The sequence below is a fragment of the Gardnerella sp. c10Ua_31 genome (assembly GCF_055700915.1).
In genome coordinates, this window is record NZ_JANUYG010000003.1 from 92,291 (window position 1) to 108,405 (window position 16,115).

Annotated in this window: 14 protein-coding genes; 6 read left to right on the top strand and 8 right to left on the bottom strand. The window is 38.5% G+C overall.

The genetic code is table 11. From position 1 onward, the window contains the following. Nucleotides 1-783: 783 nt before the first annotated feature. Genes NYP55_RS05490 through NYP55_RS05510 form a run of 5 tightly spaced genes read right to left on the bottom strand, consistent with a single transcriptional unit; the run spans nucleotide 784 to nucleotide 6,285 of the window. Nucleotides 784-1,227, bottom strand: coding sequence for a hypothetical protein (locus NYP55_RS05490; RefSeq protein ID WP_472781664.1), 444 nt, complete (start codon nucleotides 1,225-1,227; stop codon nucleotides 784-786). A 21-nt stretch (nucleotides 1,228-1,248) separates the two neighbouring features. Beyond that, nucleotides 1,249-3,861, bottom strand: a complete 2,613-nt coding sequence (locus NYP55_RS05495) for a DEAD/DEAH box helicase family protein (protein WP_472781665.1) — start codon at nucleotides 3,859-3,861, stop codon at nucleotides 1,249-1,251. Nucleotides 3,862-3,864: 3 nt separating this feature from the next. Next, nucleotides 3,865-5,781 (bottom strand): DNA methyltransferase, encoded by a 1,917-nt coding sequence (locus tag NYP55_RS05500; protein ID WP_472781666.1) that lies wholly within the window; start codon nucleotides 5,779-5,781, stop codon nucleotides 3,865-3,867. Continuing rightward, nucleotides 5,781-5,951, bottom strand: coding sequence for a helix-turn-helix domain-containing protein (locus tag NYP55_RS05505; protein ID WP_421780577.1), 171 nt, complete (start codon nucleotides 5,949-5,951; stop codon nucleotides 5,781-5,783). The genes NYP55_RS05500 and NYP55_RS05505 overlap by 1 nt, the downstream gene beginning before the upstream one ends. After that, nucleotides 5,932-6,285 carry a type IIL restriction-modification enzyme MmeI gene (locus tag NYP55_RS05510; RefSeq protein ID WP_472781667.1) on the bottom strand — a complete coding sequence of 118 codons (354 nt, stop codon included), beginning with the start codon at nucleotides 6,283-6,285 and terminating at the stop codon, nucleotides 5,932-5,934. The genes NYP55_RS05505 and NYP55_RS05510 overlap by 20 nt, the downstream gene beginning before the upstream one ends. Nucleotides 6,286-6,416: 131 nt before the next feature. On the opposite strand from NYP55_RS05510, the gene NYP55_RS05515 reads away from it, so the two are divergent. Together NYP55_RS05515 and NYP55_RS05520 are read left to right on the top strand one after the other, a co-directional pair. Further along, a complete protein-coding gene (locus NYP55_RS05515) occupies nucleotides 6,417-7,190 on the top strand; it encodes a helix-turn-helix domain-containing protein (protein ID WP_472781668.1) in 774 nt (257 codons plus the stop codon). Nucleotides 7,191-7,507: 317 nt separating this feature from the next. Further along, on the top strand, nucleotides 7,508-8,497 hold the full coding sequence (locus NYP55_RS05520; protein ID WP_472781669.1) for an Abi family protein: 990 nt from the start codon (nucleotides 7,508-7,510) through the stop codon (nucleotides 8,495-8,497). Nucleotides 8,498-8,934: 437 nt separating this feature from the next. On the opposite strand, the gene NYP55_RS05525 is transcribed toward NYP55_RS05520, so the two are convergent. The 3 genes from NYP55_RS05525 to NYP55_RS05535 form a co-directional block, all read right to left on the bottom strand. After that, the gene (locus NYP55_RS05525) at nucleotides 8,935-9,867 is read right to left on the bottom strand and encodes a LysR family transcriptional regulator (protein WP_016784841.1); all 933 of its coding nucleotides are present in this window, start codon (nucleotides 9,865-9,867) and stop codon (nucleotides 8,935-8,937) included. 191 nt (nucleotides 9,868-10,058) lie between these two features. Further along, on the bottom strand, nucleotides 10,059-10,745 hold the full coding sequence (locus NYP55_RS05530; RefSeq protein WP_472781670.1) for an HAD family hydrolase: 687 nt from the start codon (nucleotides 10,743-10,745) through the stop codon (nucleotides 10,059-10,061). Between the two features lie 24 nt (nucleotides 10,746-10,769). Further along, the gene (locus NYP55_RS05535) at nucleotides 10,770-11,753 is read right to left on the bottom strand and encodes an ADP-dependent NAD(P)H-hydrate dehydratase (RefSeq protein ID WP_472781671.1); all 984 of its coding nucleotides are present in this window, start codon (nucleotides 11,751-11,753) and stop codon (nucleotides 10,770-10,772) included. Between the two features lie 384 nt (nucleotides 11,754-12,137). Between NYP55_RS05535 and NYP55_RS05540 the strand changes: the two genes are divergently transcribed. From NYP55_RS05540 to NYP55_RS05555, 4 genes are all read left to right on the top strand, one after another. After that, nucleotides 12,138-13,322, top strand: a complete 1,185-nt coding sequence (locus NYP55_RS05540; protein ID WP_472781672.1) for a metal ABC transporter solute-binding protein, Zn/Mn family — start codon at nucleotides 12,138-12,140, stop codon at nucleotides 13,320-13,322. A gap of 94 nt (nucleotides 13,323-13,416) precedes the next feature. Next, on the top strand, nucleotides 13,417-14,220 hold the full coding sequence (locus NYP55_RS05545) for a metal ABC transporter ATP-binding protein (protein ID WP_472781742.1): 804 nt from the start codon (nucleotides 13,417-13,419) through the stop codon (nucleotides 14,218-14,220). Next, nucleotides 14,210-15,154, top strand: coding sequence for a metal ABC transporter permease (locus NYP55_RS05550; RefSeq protein ID WP_472781673.1), 945 nt, complete (start codon nucleotides 14,210-14,212; stop codon nucleotides 15,152-15,154). Before NYP55_RS05545 ends, NYP55_RS05550 begins: the two co-directional genes overlap by 11 nt. Before the next feature lie 2 nt (nucleotides 15,155-15,156). Next, nucleotides 15,157-16,056: a metal ABC transporter permease gene (locus NYP55_RS05555; protein ID WP_020758592.1), complete on the top strand. Its 900-nt coding sequence runs from the start codon at nucleotides 15,157-15,159 to the stop codon at nucleotides 16,054-16,056. Nucleotides 16,057-16,115: the final 59 nt, after the last annotated feature.

The window sequence follows — 16,115 nt, forward strand, 5'->3', positions numbered from 1 at the left end:
GCCTATAACCCCGTTTTGTAGTGTATCTTGATAAGCCGTAACTTGCGAAATAAACTTGCAGCATAAGATTAGGTCAGGAAGCATACGGTGCCCTGACCATTTTTATGAGGTGTGCGGAGTGAAAGAGTATAAAACATTTAATCAACAGCTAGCAATACTACGAAGTGGGGTCTAGTTTCTTAACTCTTGGATATAATGAAACTTTTCCTTCTGAACTCTGAAACTGCTCCTTCTGTGTTATATATCCCAATACTCATCGCGTCGAGAGTGTTGTGTTGATGTCTAGGGCTTAATAGGTGGGGGCATTTTTGCCCTTGTGTAGCAAGGCTTAGCGAGGGCTATCGTTAAAAGGTTTAATACGAAGCGGCTTCAAGCTGGGTTCTCGCGGTTTTTGAGTGCGATTTGGCTGTATGAGGGAACATGCCTACGCTCTGGGGTCGAGTGCACAGGATGTTAACGTTAAAAAGTGCACACCCTTTGCACCCAGCTGTTTATGTGTGGAAGTGTTGATTTTAAGAATATTGCAGTGGGATTCTCTTTATTCACATGTTCGGCTTAAATTTGAAACCTTTATAGCTGCTCTTGGAAAGATTGAAGGTTATATAATGAAGATTGCAAAATACATATAGCACATATTAAGTATATAAAATAAGCGACGCGCTGCTATATTAATATTCCACCAATTTGACCACTGCCTATGAGATATCAAGCGATAGTGCAGGATTATAGAAATTCTAACACACACTTGTTTCTGTTAAATATGAAGGTTTCAGAAATTTTATCTCAATTCACGTTTCTAATAATCTCATGTGTAGAGTCAGGGTCATCTTCATAATGCCATTTTATTTTGATAGATTCTATTACACTAAACGTAGCTCGTTCAATTTTTAATTGAAAAGAATCTCCGTTATTTACACGTATTGGCATACTTCTGTCAATTTTAAGTAACCAGGATGCGCTTTCAGGAATTGCCTCAATTGATGTAATTATTGAATTATGCCCAGACGTATTTTTTATTAGATTTTTTATTGGGCTACTTCGGATAATTTCACTCCAAGGTGCTGGAGCTAAACGTCTTTGTAAATCTAGGGCTTGTCGTGCTATTTTGTTTGCTACTTCTGATTTATCATTAGCTATGTGAGCTTCGCGTGCTGATTTCCAAGCGAAGAAAATAGCAATTGAAGCAACTATTACTGAAACAGAAGAAATGATTAATTCTGGAGACATACTATATACACAGACCTTTCACTATAATTTTGATACTAAATCGTTTAGTGCTTTGTCGAATTCAGACATTCTGTTTTCTTGATTAAAGAATGGAAGACCTATAATCTTGTATCCTCTTCCTAGAATATCGTTAATCTTGTAGTTGTTTTTAATCTGCCCTAAGAATTTTTCTTTCCACTCATCTTCAAATAAAAGTTGACTACCTTTAGGCTCAACATATGCTTGATATGTTTTAACGTCCGCTTGCTCTTTCTCGCGAATAAAGAGTAAGAAATCAGGCTCAAAACGTTCACCTGAATCAAACGAATAAATGGCAAGTTCAGGTATTCTCTCGTTTCTAATAAGATAGTATTCAAGTCCTTTTGCTTTAAGCTTCGGCTCAATAGTTGACTTAAAATATTTTACTAATAGTTTTTCTTCGCTTGTACCATAATTGTCTGTAAAAACGTACCACGGTTCGTCCACAAGATTCATGCGATAATCATCGTTAGCGCAGTTGTTTTGCGAGTCACCATGACCACCGTCTGCAGTAATTGAATTAAGCGATATCTTTTTGTTATGTAAAACGTTTTTAAGCATATGCGGCTTAAACACAGTACTTCCTATAAACTCTTGTTTAATAGTCGCAATATATGATGCGATTTGCGAAAAAGCTTTCTTACAAGCTTCAAATAAATCTTTACCGCTTATACTATCTTGAGTTTGTGTAATCTCTAAAATAGAGTTTCCAAGATAACTATCCGAAGTTAAAAACTCTTTTAATGAGGTAACATTAGGATATTTATCTTTTATAACCTTAAAGCAGAGTTCTGGGTAGCAGGATGCTGCGCCAGATAAAATATTGTAATCAATATTCTTAAAAGATTTCGATACTGGTTTTGCAATTAAATTATTAACATTCTCAGTTTCACCAAAAAGGTTTACTACTTTCCCGTATACAGATTTTTGCGAGTAACGGTATATTTTTGTTTTCAAGCTATCTTCAATAGTTGAAATATTCGCACGTCCTCGAGGCAGTCGTTCATTAGAGTAGACGTATGATCTTTGGTAAAATTCAGAAGTCTTAAATTCTTCTTTAAGCGTATATTCACGAGTAATTGGGTTTTCTGCTTGCAAACCAGTAACAACAAGCGCCTGTTTCAACTCAGCAATGTAGCGTGAATCGTTCAGACTATGGAAAAGCATTGTTTCCAGAATACGATAATCGTTCGTAAGATCACCATCGAACTTGCGCTTAAACTTAAGGTCAACATCGCCTCCATATACGAATGGACAATAGCGCGCTCCACGACCAATCAGTTGAGCTTCTTTAATCGTATAGGAGCCAATCTGACCTGCTTTACCACTGCCTTGTCGGCTATCATACAAGCGCACTATGTCGAAAAGATTTAATACATCCCAGCCTTCGTTGAGCATGTCAACAGCAAAAATAAGTCGTATGTGATTATTTTTATCTTCGAGTGAGTTCACTTTAATTTGGTTAGCGTCGTTATCGTCTGAAGACCCATTCATGATGATTGTGTTATCTTCAGCAAAAGAGTTCTTAAGACTATGCTCCAGGTTTTCGAGGGTGTCATCTTTTTCTTCAAAATAAGCTATAGCCTTAGAAAGAAGCGGAATATTAGCGCTGCGTAAAGCCATGATTTCATAGCTTGTGAGCTGATTTAGCTTTTTGAAAAACTCATCATGGAAAGCTTCAGACTCTTTAATCTTTTGCGATTTAAGCATAATAACTGGTTTAATATTCAGTTTTAAGTCCGCAAATAGGTAGCGACGATATTCACTAAGAATAAGAGCTATAAGCGTGCGATCCCAGAGATTCGTATCGGTTGCAAAGTTTTGGAAGTCTTTAGTGTAGCCACTTTCACGGAAACGTTCTAGTGGATAGTTGTAAATGATTTTATCAGTATATTTTGCAAGTACGTTTTTATCTTTAAGATCAGCTGTAGCTGTAAATTCAAGTAGAACACTGTCTTTATTGGAGCTAAAAGCATTATTAACCGTGTATTCCCAGCTTTTATCAGCATCTTCTTCAGTGCTAGTCTTTTTCTTCGTATAAGAATTAATGTGATGGCTTTCGTCCGAAATAAAAACGATTTTATCATTCTCAAAATCAGCGTAAGTTGGCGCGTTTTCTTTAGCAAACCACATATCCGTATGTAACTTTTGCGTGGTAGTAAATAGCAGCTCAATATCATCATCTAGAACCGTGTCGCTAAATCGGTCTACTTTTTTCACTTTAATTTTTGTACCAAGATAGGAAAGATTATCAGCAAAAAGATACTTAGATGAAAGCGTGTTCAAAAAGTTTTCTTCCGTCTTTTTCAAAATATTCGTTTGGTTCACAAAGAAGAGGAACTTGCGATAGCCTTTTGTGTAAAGATAGAGTATAAGCCCTGCCATCATCACCGTTTTACCAGAGCCTGTTGCCATGTGAAAAAGAGTATGAATCTGCTTATTCTTATGCAAAGCGTCTTTTTTAAAGTAAGTAACGAAATATTGGAAAGCTTCTTTTTGGTACTCTCGCAAAACAATATTTCTAGATAAACTATGCTCAATAATATCTGGCATAGGTGCAAGCTCATTAATCTCTTTAAGTGTATCGAGTTTTTCGTATAAGAATGATTCAGCCATGGATCATGCCTCCTCATAGAAAGACTTCGTAAAAGCTTTATCGGCATCACTGATTTGATAACTTTCATCATCCATATCTGAAGCATTAACGTACAGCTTGTTCTTATCTACAAGCTTGATGAGCGCCTGCTTCTTTTCTTCTAACGTTAGATTCTCAAAGTCTTTATCCGCATCAGCGAGTTCCTGCTTAGTAAGATAAGGTACAATACGCTCATCTGCGTAAATGGCAGCTTTTACACTTTCAATAGTATCTTCAGTTGCATTTTGAATAGTGTTAATAAGCGTGTTAGCGTCTTCTTTAAGCTCGCAATAAACAAAAGAGCCGCCACCATGCCAGTTTTGAGACTTAGAAATACCACCTTGTTCGCCTTCAAGAACTTTCTTCAAGCGTTCAACAGTTATGTCTTGAATGTAATCCATTTGTTCAACACCAATGTATCGGCGTCCCATTTTATGAGCAACCGCAGCAGTAGTACCAGAGCCAAGATGGAAGTCAAGGACAAGGTCATTCACAGTTGTTGCAAGTGAAACTAATTCATCAATAAGACTTTCAGGTTTTGCGTAGTCGAACGGAGAAGAGCCAAATAATTCATCCAGATGATTTTTTGATTCACTAACCCATCGATTTTCAATCCATGAAGTATAAACAACAGATTTGTCCTCTCTGGTTTGATAAATTTTTTGGTACAGTTCAGTAATTCCGTCTTTGCGCTTACGTGCCTCAACGTTTCCATTGTTAATTTCAAATATTAGTTTATTTTCACTCCATCTCCAGCACCCATCTTCTCCATCAGGAAGAATAGGGAATACAGTTTCGTCATTGAATTTAACTCCATAAAATAAGTTTGGACGATCTGTTCTCTTACTATTAGAACCCCATTTTCTAATAAGTTGAGTCTTGTATTTGCCTCTCTCATCATTGTAGGGATATCTGTCTGTATCAACAATTGACTTCTTGTAGAATTTTGCTTGAGATTTATTTTTAGCATAACAAATAATGCTTTCATGAACTTGTGCAATAAAACTAGAATCCTGGCGTCCTCCTCGACCGTGCCATACTAAAGTTGCAATAAAGTTATCTCTATTAAAAATGTTATCCATCAATACTTTGAGATACCCGTATTCATTATCGTCACACTGAACAAAAATAGAGCCATCCTCACGGAGCAACTTTCTTGCCAACTCCAGCCTATTTTTCATAAACGTTAGCCATGTGGAATGGTTGAATGAGTCGTTATAGTTAAAGCTGTCATTGCCAGTGTTATAAGGTGGATCAATATATATGCACTTTACTTTGCCTTCGTAGCGTTTCAGTAGGCTTGCTAAGGCAATAAGGTTGTTGCCTTTTATAATTAAATTATCATCATCGTTAAGCGTTATGCCTGCTTCTTCTTCAACACTAATATATTTTTCTGCCCCCCCCCCTATATTGTTTTTGCTAACCGCCGTATAACGTTTAGCATTCGTGAAGACTTTAGGTGCAAGCATGCGCGAGATTTCATCACTTGCTATCGTTTCGTTGTAGAAAATCTCGCTTCGTTTTTGATCGTCTTTATCTTGACCGCCTTCCAGCACACAATCCTTGTAAGGGAAGTCGAGCACAACATCGTTTGTTTGCGATATGAAACTGCCGTTATGCGTAAGCCCAATTTTGTTTGTGTAAGCCGTGTAAGAGTCAGGCAAGAATTCCTTTGATTCCATAAACCAAGCAAACTTTTGCTTATCAAAAACAAGCGTACCTTGAATGTCTTTGAAGAAGGTTTCTTTTACGTCTTCGTTAGAGAGGAGAAGCGTCAGCAAATTCTCATTCATTGCCATAACATCGTTATAAACAACAGCTTTAAGAAGCTTACCGTCTTCGGCTTTGTATTTATTGTTTGAAAGCAGGAGGCTTGCTACTGTGTCAAAAATGTTCTTCATTATTTCACCTCATTGTTCTTTACCTGTTTTACTTCGCAAATGTCTTTGATGTCGCATTCCAAGTATTGACAGATGCGTAGTAGTGTCTCTGTATTCACGTTTTCACCTTTGCTAATTCTAGCTATGGAAGCTGATGATATTCCAGCATCTTCAGCATATAAGCAAAACACTATGCGAACAGTTAGTGAGTGGAAGATTGTAGGAATATCTTACAGCTTGCTCAGCTGGAGTAACCAAGGTACCTTGACGTTCTTCTGGCTTATCAAGATCAACATTCTTACTTTTTTGTTCAACAAGAAAACGAGAATCCGTGCACAACATGTCTATGTAGCCGCCGCTAGCAGTGCGATACTCAAACTCGGTATTGTTTATTGCGTTTGGAACATCTAGAACGTTTTGCATAAAATCAAGCCAAAACTTCTGTGTTTCTTGCTTTTCGTCGCCGCGACCTTGCCAGCGTTCAATAAACTCTGCTGCCTTTTTATGCTGATCTGCAATGTTCATGAGTTTATTATCTACTGAACTACGGATTAGTCATGTGTTTATTGTTTATGTTGCATACAAAACCGTCTACATGACAATGTACACGTATCAAAACTGTTTCCTTAACGCAACAATTTTGATACACTTGTGTTATGTCTATTTTTGTGAATGATACTCTTCTTACGCGTGCGGAAGCTGCAGCCAAGCTATCAGTTAGCACACAGAGAATTAGCGCATTGTGCTCGAATCATTTACTAACAACATACACATTTGGAAGTAGGAAGATTTTAATTTCACTTGATTCCGTAAATCGTTATAAGCAACAAAACTCTAAAAGTGGTAGAGCATACTCTCCGTCATTAGCTTTTGCTGCATTGTTTATGCTTAGCGGTTGCGAAGTTTCGTGGATTAATAGGCAGCAGAGGTATCGTATAGAAGTATATTTGCGTTCGATTAGTTCGCAAGATTTGGTTAACCGATCTAAAAATCGTGCGAAAACAATGGAGTATTGGTGTAGAAAATCGCGTTTAGCAGAACTTTCTGATCACTTGATACTTTCTGCTGCAACAGGGGGTATGCACTCACAATTCCAACTTACACAAACTGACAAAATAGAAGGATATATAAGCAGCATCAAACTAGAAGATCTAATAAATAAGTTTCATCTTAAGAATAGCGAAGATGGTGTAAGTAGTTCAATGGCAAACGTTAAACTTCGTGTTATTGAAGATTCTAAAGTTTTTGATTTTATTCACCAAAATATGTCTTTGCATATTACAGAATGCACAGAAGAAACGCTGACAAAATCCTTTATGCCAATCGCAGTTTGTGCTGCAGATCTGGCTGAATCTATTGATGTTCGCGAGCGGCAATCAGGATTAAACATTCTCTCGAAACTGATTACTGAATACAATCTCACAAAATAAAATCTTATATGTAAAGTGTGTAAAGCTAGGCTTGTGAATATTCTGGGGTATAAGCCAAGTTATTAAACACCGTTACTAACTCAGTCAACAAACTGAGAAAATAACAGTGTTTGACGATTGCTACGTGCTACCTTCTGAAGCAACCAGCTTAAAAGACGCAGCGCGCTAAACTTTTTTAGAGATAGTCTTCACTAAGTACGCAAAACCGCCTAATCCTAATATCCAATCACATCTTTCTAACCTTCAAGCGTGCATAGTAAAATTGTAAAATAAATTTTACTGTAAAGTAAAAATTGTAGAGAAGGAGATTGTGTGTAATGTCTTATAAAACAGTTGATTCTTTAATGCGACATCTTAGAGATAGTGGCGTAATGATTTCTGGTAGTGCACAAAAAAGACAACTAATAAATACTGGATATTTTCATGGATATAAAGGTTATCGTTTTTTTAGCGATACACAAAGTAGACATCAAATACCATTTTCTTCATATGGCGAAGTGTATGCAACAATAAAATACGATTCAGAGTTGAAGTCACTTTTCTATGGAAAAATTATGTTCATAGAAACAGCTGTAAAAAATATAGCGATGGAGTGCATACTTAGGAAAAGTCGTTCGGAAAGTATCCAAGCTATGTTGACAAAATCGGTTAGTGGTGCAAATAATTCTCCAGAGAATTTTACCAATGATCAAAAAAGAAAAGCTCAGCAAAAGAAATTAGATTTACAAAATTCTATTCAACGTAACCTTGCGCGTGCATATAAGAATAAAGATTCAAAAATTACGCATTTTTATGATAAATATGCAGATGTCCCAATTTGGGCATTATTTGAAATAACGATGCTTGGAGATTTTGGAAATATTTTGTCGTGTCTTACATATGAGGTTAGAGAAGATATTTCTAAGAAAATTGGATTGAATTTATCGTCTGATACGAATCGTGAGCTTGTTTATGATTATATTTATCTGTTAAAAGATTTAAGGAATGCAATTGCTCATAATTCTGCCATTTTCGATACGCGTTTTAAAAAAGCGAAACCGTCTCGTCCTATGACAGCTTGTTTGATTAATGAGATTCATTTACCTTATGTTAATTTCAATAGTATTGGTGATTACATTGTGCTTGTGTCATATTTTCTAAAAATTCTTCATGTTTCTAAAAGAGAAATAAAGTCTTTTATTAATGAATATGAAAAAATAACTTCAGATTATATAAATTCTGTTGCCAAAAGTAATGTAAACGTTGTAAAAGCAGTTATTAAGAAAGATTGGAAGAAAAGGATGACAAAGTTAAAAAATTATATTTGATAATTAGCTTTTACGCACTATGAAGTATAATGTAAATGTAATTGCGGTGTGCGTTTGCGGACACACACCTGTGGGAGCTGACATAGTTTCGGCTCCCTCTTTTATTTTGTGTCGTTTGATAGAAATAGCGAATATTTGGCCTATAACCCTGCAAAAGAGCTGGTCATTCCCCCAAACCTACCCCGTGAAGGGTCAAGGGTAAGGGGGAGCCCCAGCTCTCAATTCGATTCTATCATATGGTTTTTTTTTACATCTTTCTAGTGCTAGATGGTAAATCCCTCAATAGTTCGAATCTCACAGGGGGCACCTGCAATCATTCTCACATTCGTGTTAATGACCCAAAATAAGGGCTAATTGCAAAATCTGTAGCTATGCTAACAAACTTCTACGCACAGTTTTATCGCGTGGTTTTATCGCACAGTGCTACGCGTAGCCGTCTACTTAGCTCTATTTATTACTTGATACCCGTGTTTAATTAGCACAGATTCGAGTTGAGAAAGATATGCAAGCGCTGCAGGAGAAAGATTCGTGCGCTCGTTCTTAATCCACCCAACAAGCATGGTTTCTTCGCAATCCAGCGGAATGGTCACGATTTTCTCGTTATTCAAGTCGCCATTGTCGATTCCAGTGCAAATTGTAAAACCATTAAGGCCAATAATAAAGTTCAAAATGGTTGCGCGGTCTGTAACATTAATCTTTTTAGGCGGATGTTGAGGCCAAACTGCCTCCTCTGTAAAGAAGAAACTCCCGTCTTCTCCCTGTTCGTACTGAATAAACGGATATGGTCGCAAATCCTCCAAAGTAAGCTTCTTGCGATTTGCGAGCGGATTATTCCTAGAAATAAAAACGTGCAAATTAGCGCGGAAAAGAGGATGAAACTCAAGATGCTTTTCTCGAAGCATTTTTCCAATAACGTCTTTGTTGTAGTCGGAAAGATAAAGCAAGCCAAGATCTGCGCGCATTGAAGTCACTTGATTAATAATGTTCTTTGTGCGCGTTTCCCTTAGAGAAAACTCGTACTCGTTAGAATCTATGCTGCGAATCATGTCTACAAAAGCCTCAACAGCAAACATGTAGTGCTGGGTGGCAACGCTGCAAAGCTGTTTTCTAGGTTTAGTGCTGTTGTAGCGCTCTTCAAGCAAATCTGCCTGGTCTAAAACTTGGCGCGCGTATGTTAAAAACTCAGCTCCGTCAACCGTTAACGCAATTCCTTGAGAAGACCTTGTAAAAATCTCAATTCCAAGCTCTCGCTCTAGCTCTTTTACGGAAGAGCTTAACGCTGGTTGTGAAACAAAGAGTTCATGCGAAGCTTCGTTCATAGATCCGCACTCTACGATTTTCACAATGTACTTTAATTGCAGCAGCGTCATTATTAAGAGCCTTCCGATTTTTGGGATTTATACTTGACTATTTTTTATACTTGACTATTTCCAACTATTACAACTATAAACTAACGCCTATAATCTTGCGATTAACGCCTATATTTAACGCCTACAAACTTGCGACTTTGGCTTAGTGCTTACAAACTAGTACTTACAATCTAACGCCTACAATCTAGCGCTTATAATCTAACGCCCAGCGATGCCAAATCCTCTCTAGCTTTTTGCGCTGTAGTAAAAACAAACCCATGCATTCCAACGTTATGCGCGCCATCGATATTTACTGGCTTATCGTCGAAGAAAACAGTTGTTTGCGGTTTTAACCCAAATCTGCTCATAGCAAGCTCAAAAATCTCGGGCTGTGGCTTATGCAATTTTTCAACGCCAGAAATAACCGTACCCTGCAAAAGTGTGTTCAATTCTGGGAATTTACGCAATGCTAGTGGGAAAGTTTCTTTAGACCAGTTAGTCAATCCCCAAACGCCGTAGCCAGCTTTGCGCAAATCATGCAACAAATCAACCATTCCAGGCATCATGCGTGTAAGAACTTGATCGTAGTGTGCGCAATACCATTGAAAAGCGTTGCTAAGATCCTTGCCAAATCGCCTCTCGTATTCTGGCAAAAGGTCTTTTAATAGTTCGCCGCCGTCCATGCGATCTTCAAACTCATAGAATCCAGCCAAATCGTCTTTTCCAAAAGTGCCATTAGGGCAAATCGTGTCTACTAAATCTGGGAACTGTTTTTGCAAGCAATTCCTACAATTCCACTCGAGCAAAACTTTGCAATAATCGAACATTACGTCGTGAATTTCAACAGATTCTGTGTTTTTATTTGCATTTGTATCTGCATTTATATTTGTGTTTGTCATTTTTCTTCTTTCGCTTTTCTTCTTTTAATCAAGATTAATTAAAGATCCAAGAACATAAGGCAATGCATCAATAATATTACTTGCGACTATTGGATGCTCAATATCTTCGTGATTTTCGTAATTTTCGTAATTTTCGCGATTGTAAACACTTTTTGCGTACGACTTTGCAGTCAACTTTGCGGCCAATCCATGAATTACAGCCGCGCTAGCTGCGATTAATGCGTAGTTTGCATTTTGATTTAGTTCGCAATTATTCTGCGCAAGAAGTGCGCCTAAAATACCCGCAAGAACATCTCCAGACCCAGCGGTCGCAAGCCAAGATGGGCCATATGTGCAAGTAAATATTGGCAAATTCAAACTTTCTGCAGATGCAACAACAGTTGTAGATCCTTTAAGAAGAACAGTTGCTCCAGTAAGATTTGCCGCTTTTTGAGCGAATTCTACAGGATTTTTTGCAATATTTTCCGCGCTAAAATCAAGGTTATAACGTTTTAATAGCTTGCTTAATTCTAAAGCATGAGGAGTTAAAACAACTTTTTCACAAACTTTTTCAGGCAATAAATCAAGCGCTCCAGCGTCTACGCATACGGGTGGTAGGTTTGTGTTTTCTTGATTTTCTGCACTATGTGCGCTATATGGTTTAAGCAAGTTTAAAATATAGTCTCTTTGCGATTTTGTTGAATCATCATTGCAATGCTCATAATCTGGGATTCCAGATCCAACAGTTATAGCGTTGACTTTTCCTTGCAGGCAATCCGAAACAACGGCTTCTGGAACTGCTTGTAAAACAAGATTTTGCGCTCTAAGTGGCCCCGCGTAGCGAACCATGCCAATATTGCTGTATGCTGCCGATTTTGTGCTTAAAACGGCCGCTCCTGGGTATGCGTTTGATCCTGTTACTAATCCAAGAACGCCTCTAGAGTACTTGTTGCTTGATTCGTTTGGTTTTTTTAAGCATTTGCTAGCATCTTTTACATCTATACTGGCTGTGTTTAGAAGTGGAGTCATATTTACGATTCTAGTGAATATATGCGATTGTTGATTGTGTGCGATCGTTGATTGTGTGCGATTGTTGCTTGATATTAGTGACAATTTTGCGTTCCTATACATCATTTATTGGCAAATCGCAAGAAAATCACAAGAAAAATCGCATTATATCAAACAAAAAAATTGCGACACGCTGTTTTATAAAAAATTCAGATAATTTTTTGTGATTTTATTGACCAAGCTTTTTATTTTCTCTATGCTTAAAGCGTTATTGCTAACGATAATCTTTCCTAATTACAAGATTAAAAAAGATAGCACAAGTTAAAGTGCTTAGGAAAACACAAGAAAAATCGCAATAATGTGAATTTCAATAATGTGAATTCATAGATTCCGGAAAGGAAAATAGTGAAAACTGCACGAATTTTTGCCACTGCAGCCACCGCCGCTTTGCTAACTGTTGGCTTGTGCGCATGTGGATCAACAGCTAAGACAGCAGATCAAAAGACTAACGGCAATCAAGTAAACGTAGTTGCAACAACCACGCAAATCTGCGATTACGTAACTCAAATCGCATCCACTGCAGATGCAAAATCTGGATTAAGCCTTAATAAAACCGATTCTCAAGGCAAAAAGTCTGTAATTGGCGCGCCAGCAAACAAAGCAAAGTCAACAATCAACCTTACATGCTTGCTTGCTCCAAACGCATCTGCACACGAGCATGAGATGACTCCAGCGCAATCCAAAGCGCTTTCTAAAGCAGATTTAATGCTTGTTTCTGGAGTAGATCTTGAGCACTTCTTAGATCAGGCCGTAAAAGCAACTGGATTTAAGGGCACAATGGGTGTAACTTCTGGCATTCTTACTGCCGACGAAATTAAGGATTCCAAAGCGCAAGCTGCTAAAGAAAAGAATCTTCCTTACAAGATTGACCGCGGTATTGAAAAGGTTCACGCCGAAAAGTGGCCATTCCCACCAGAAGAAGGCGAGAAGGAGCCAGAATTTCAGTACGATCCACATATTTGGACCAGCACAAAGAACACTATGATTCAAGTCAAGAATATTGGTAACTTCCTTGGCAAAGCTCTTCCAGAAAGCAAGTCAATCTTCGACGAGCATGTTGAAAAGTTCGTTAAGTCGCTTACCGATTTAGACTCTTGGGCTACCGAGGCTTTGAACAGTGTTCCAAAGGAGCATCGCGTACTCTTTACTTCGCACGACGCATTTGGATACTTCTCGCGCGATTACAACGTTAAGTTTATTGGCGCAGCGCTTTCCGACTTTAACAGCCAGCAAGACGCAACCGCAGATCATATTAAGGAAGCTGCAGAAGCTGTTAAAAAGTCTGGTGCTGTAGCAATCTTTGCCGAAAATTCCAACAATTCCAAGTCGATTAAGGCCGTTGCTGCTGCTGCAGGCGTAAAGGCGATTATTGGAGACGATGCGCTTTACGGCGATTCTCTTGGCCCTGTTGGATCTGCTGGCGAGACATATATTGGTTCTATTGTTCACAACGTTCAGACTCTTGTTAAGGCTTGGGATGGAAAAGTTCCAGACCTTCCAGAATCTGTAAAAGATGCGCTAAAAAAGTAGTTAATAGGTAGCTACAGAAGTGGCGGAAAATTGTAAATCACTACAAAAGTAGTTACAAGAAGGTTAATTTATAGTGAATAAGAGCGTTCTCGCAATGAAAGATTGCGACTTAGCGTACGGTTATAAAACTGTTGTTACTGGTCTTAACGGAAGTGTAGAAGCTGGGCAAGCTTTAGCTTTGATTGGGCCTAACGGTTCTGGAAAAACAACGTTTTTGCAGGCGATTATTGGTATTGTGCGAGTGAGTAGTGGAAGCTTAACAATGCCGAAAACGGTTTCAATAGGCTATGTTCCTCAACAAGTTGATTTGGATTTGACTTTTCCAATCACCGCTCGTCAAGTTGTAGCAATGGGCTTAAGTAGGCAAACTGGATTTTTTGGTTTGCTTAAAAAAAGTCAGAAAGAAGCTGTTGAGAGCGCTCTTAATCATGTTGGTTTGCTAGATAGAGCAGATGTTAGATTTGGTGATCTTTCTGGAGGCCAGCGTCAGCGAATATTGCTTGCGCGCGCTATTGTTGCGCGACCTACGTTGATTCTTTTAGACGAGCCTTTTAACGGATTAGACGAGCCGAATCGAAAAGAATTGCTAAACATTATGAAGTCCGCTAAAGAAGAGGGGATTTCGTTTATTGTGTCTACTCACGACTTGGTAATCGCGGACGCGATTTGCGAAAAAGCGTTGCTTTTGGCTGGTCGTCAAGTGGCTTTTGGGCCTCTTAGAAAAGTCATGACTAAAGAAAACATATCTTTGGCTTATGGCGGAAGTATGCCAGCTGCAAGTGCGGGTCTTACTTTGAATCAATTAGCAAACAAAGATGATTCGTTAAATGATTCGCTAAATGCTTCGCTAGATGCTTCGTTAGATTCTGCTTTAGGAGACGAATCCAATGCTAGCTGAATTGGTTGAGTCTTTGCGCAAAATCCTCGAGCCAATACCAGGATTTGACTTTATTGCGTCCGCTCCCTACATTTTTAGGCCTTTCTGCCTTCTTATTGTTCTTGCAGTTGCTAGCGGAATAGTTGGTGTGTTTGTTAACTTAAGATGCGCCGAGTTTAATGCGGAGGCTTTGGTTCACGGGATTTTTCCTGGAATCGTAGTCGGAGCGTTATATGGAGGAATTGGGCAAATCATTCCAGGAGCTTCGGTTTGTGCAATTTTTTTGGTCGCCGCTCTTGTGTGGGCATCTAGGTCTCAAAAAATCAACGAGTCAATAATTGCAACAGTTTTAACAACATTTTTTGCGCTTGGAATCGTAATATCTCTTAAAAAGGGAGATATGTCTGGCCAGCTTGAAGCGCTTATGTTTGGACGCTTGCTAGATGTTACAGACGATAGAATGACTCAAGCCATGCTTATTTGTTTATTTGCAATCGCATTGCTTGCGCTAACTTGGAAGAAGCAGATTATTGTTGCGTTTGACCGCGCTAGTGCTCCTTTAATGGGTGTTAATACTTTACTTGTAGATATTGTGCTAAACGTTGCAATTGCGTCTGTTGTAGTTTCTGCATCTTCGGCTGTTGGCGTACTTCTTGTTATTGGATACCTTGTTATTCCTGGAGCTAGCGCAAGATTGGTTGCGCGCACTGTTGGGCGTATGGCGTTTGTTGGCGTTGCGGTTGGTGTTTTTGGCGTTTTATTAGGCATGTATGCTATGAACTTGGAGCTTGATCATCCAGTTTCTCCGCAAGCTGCAGTGGCACTAAGTATTTGCGCAATGTTCGTAGTCGTTTTGATTTTAAGATTCTTATACAGAGTTACATGCGCACTAGTATTTTCTAAAAAGTTTTCTAAAAAGAAAAAGTCTAGTGCAATAGAGGCTGGTGGAAAGTAATAATGGTAAGTATTTGGCAAATTATCGCTCTTCCTATTGTAGAGGCAATCGCTGTTGGAGCATTATGCGGTTTTGTTGGATCCTTGGCTTTGCTTAATCAGCGTATTTTCTTCACCGAGTCTATAACTCACGCTGCTTTTCCAGGAGCTGTAATCGGAGTTGTAGTTACATCTGTTTATACGATTGACCAGAACATTTTGTCTATTGGTCTTTTTATTGGCGCTGCTTTGGCTTGTATTGTTTTGTCTTTTATGATGCATGTTCTTTCTAAACTAAAGGGCATATCTTCTCAAGCTTCTGCTGGAATAACTCTTACTGTTGGTTTTGCTAGCGGCTACTTTTTGAACAAGTGGTTTGCGCCGCTTCCATTGCGAATTGAGGGTTTTTTAACAGGATCTTTGCTTAATTGCACTCCTGCAGACGTGATTTTTGCGATTATTGCATTTGCTCTTGCACTAGGATTGTGGAGTTTTAATAGTGCTAATTTGATTCATTGCTCTTTTGATTCCACTAATTACAAAGCTTTAGGCGGCAGAAGCGGATTAATGCAAGGAATTGTTCTTGCGCTAATAATCATTACAGTTTCGGTAATTATTCCAGCTGTTGGAACTGTTGTTTCGGTATCTTTAATCGCAGCTCCTGCAGCAGCACTAAAGAGCAGAATGCGTTCGATTAACAAATTTGTGTTTGCGTGCGTATTGTCTTCTATTTTTATAGCGCTTTTAGGACTTGCCTTAGCTGTGATTTTAAGACTTTCTGCTGGCGGAACTATCGCGATTTGCGCTGGATGCTTCTTTTTGGTTGTAAAGCTTAGTGAAAGTATCTTTTTGAAAATACATGAGATTTATTCTGGTTTTTGCAAAAAATCATTGTTAAAAAGTCGCTCTGTTGTTCTAGAGTAACAGAGAATTGCGCGTGAAAAATGCGTGCGATTGACGTCGTTTTTTGCGCGTTTTATTAT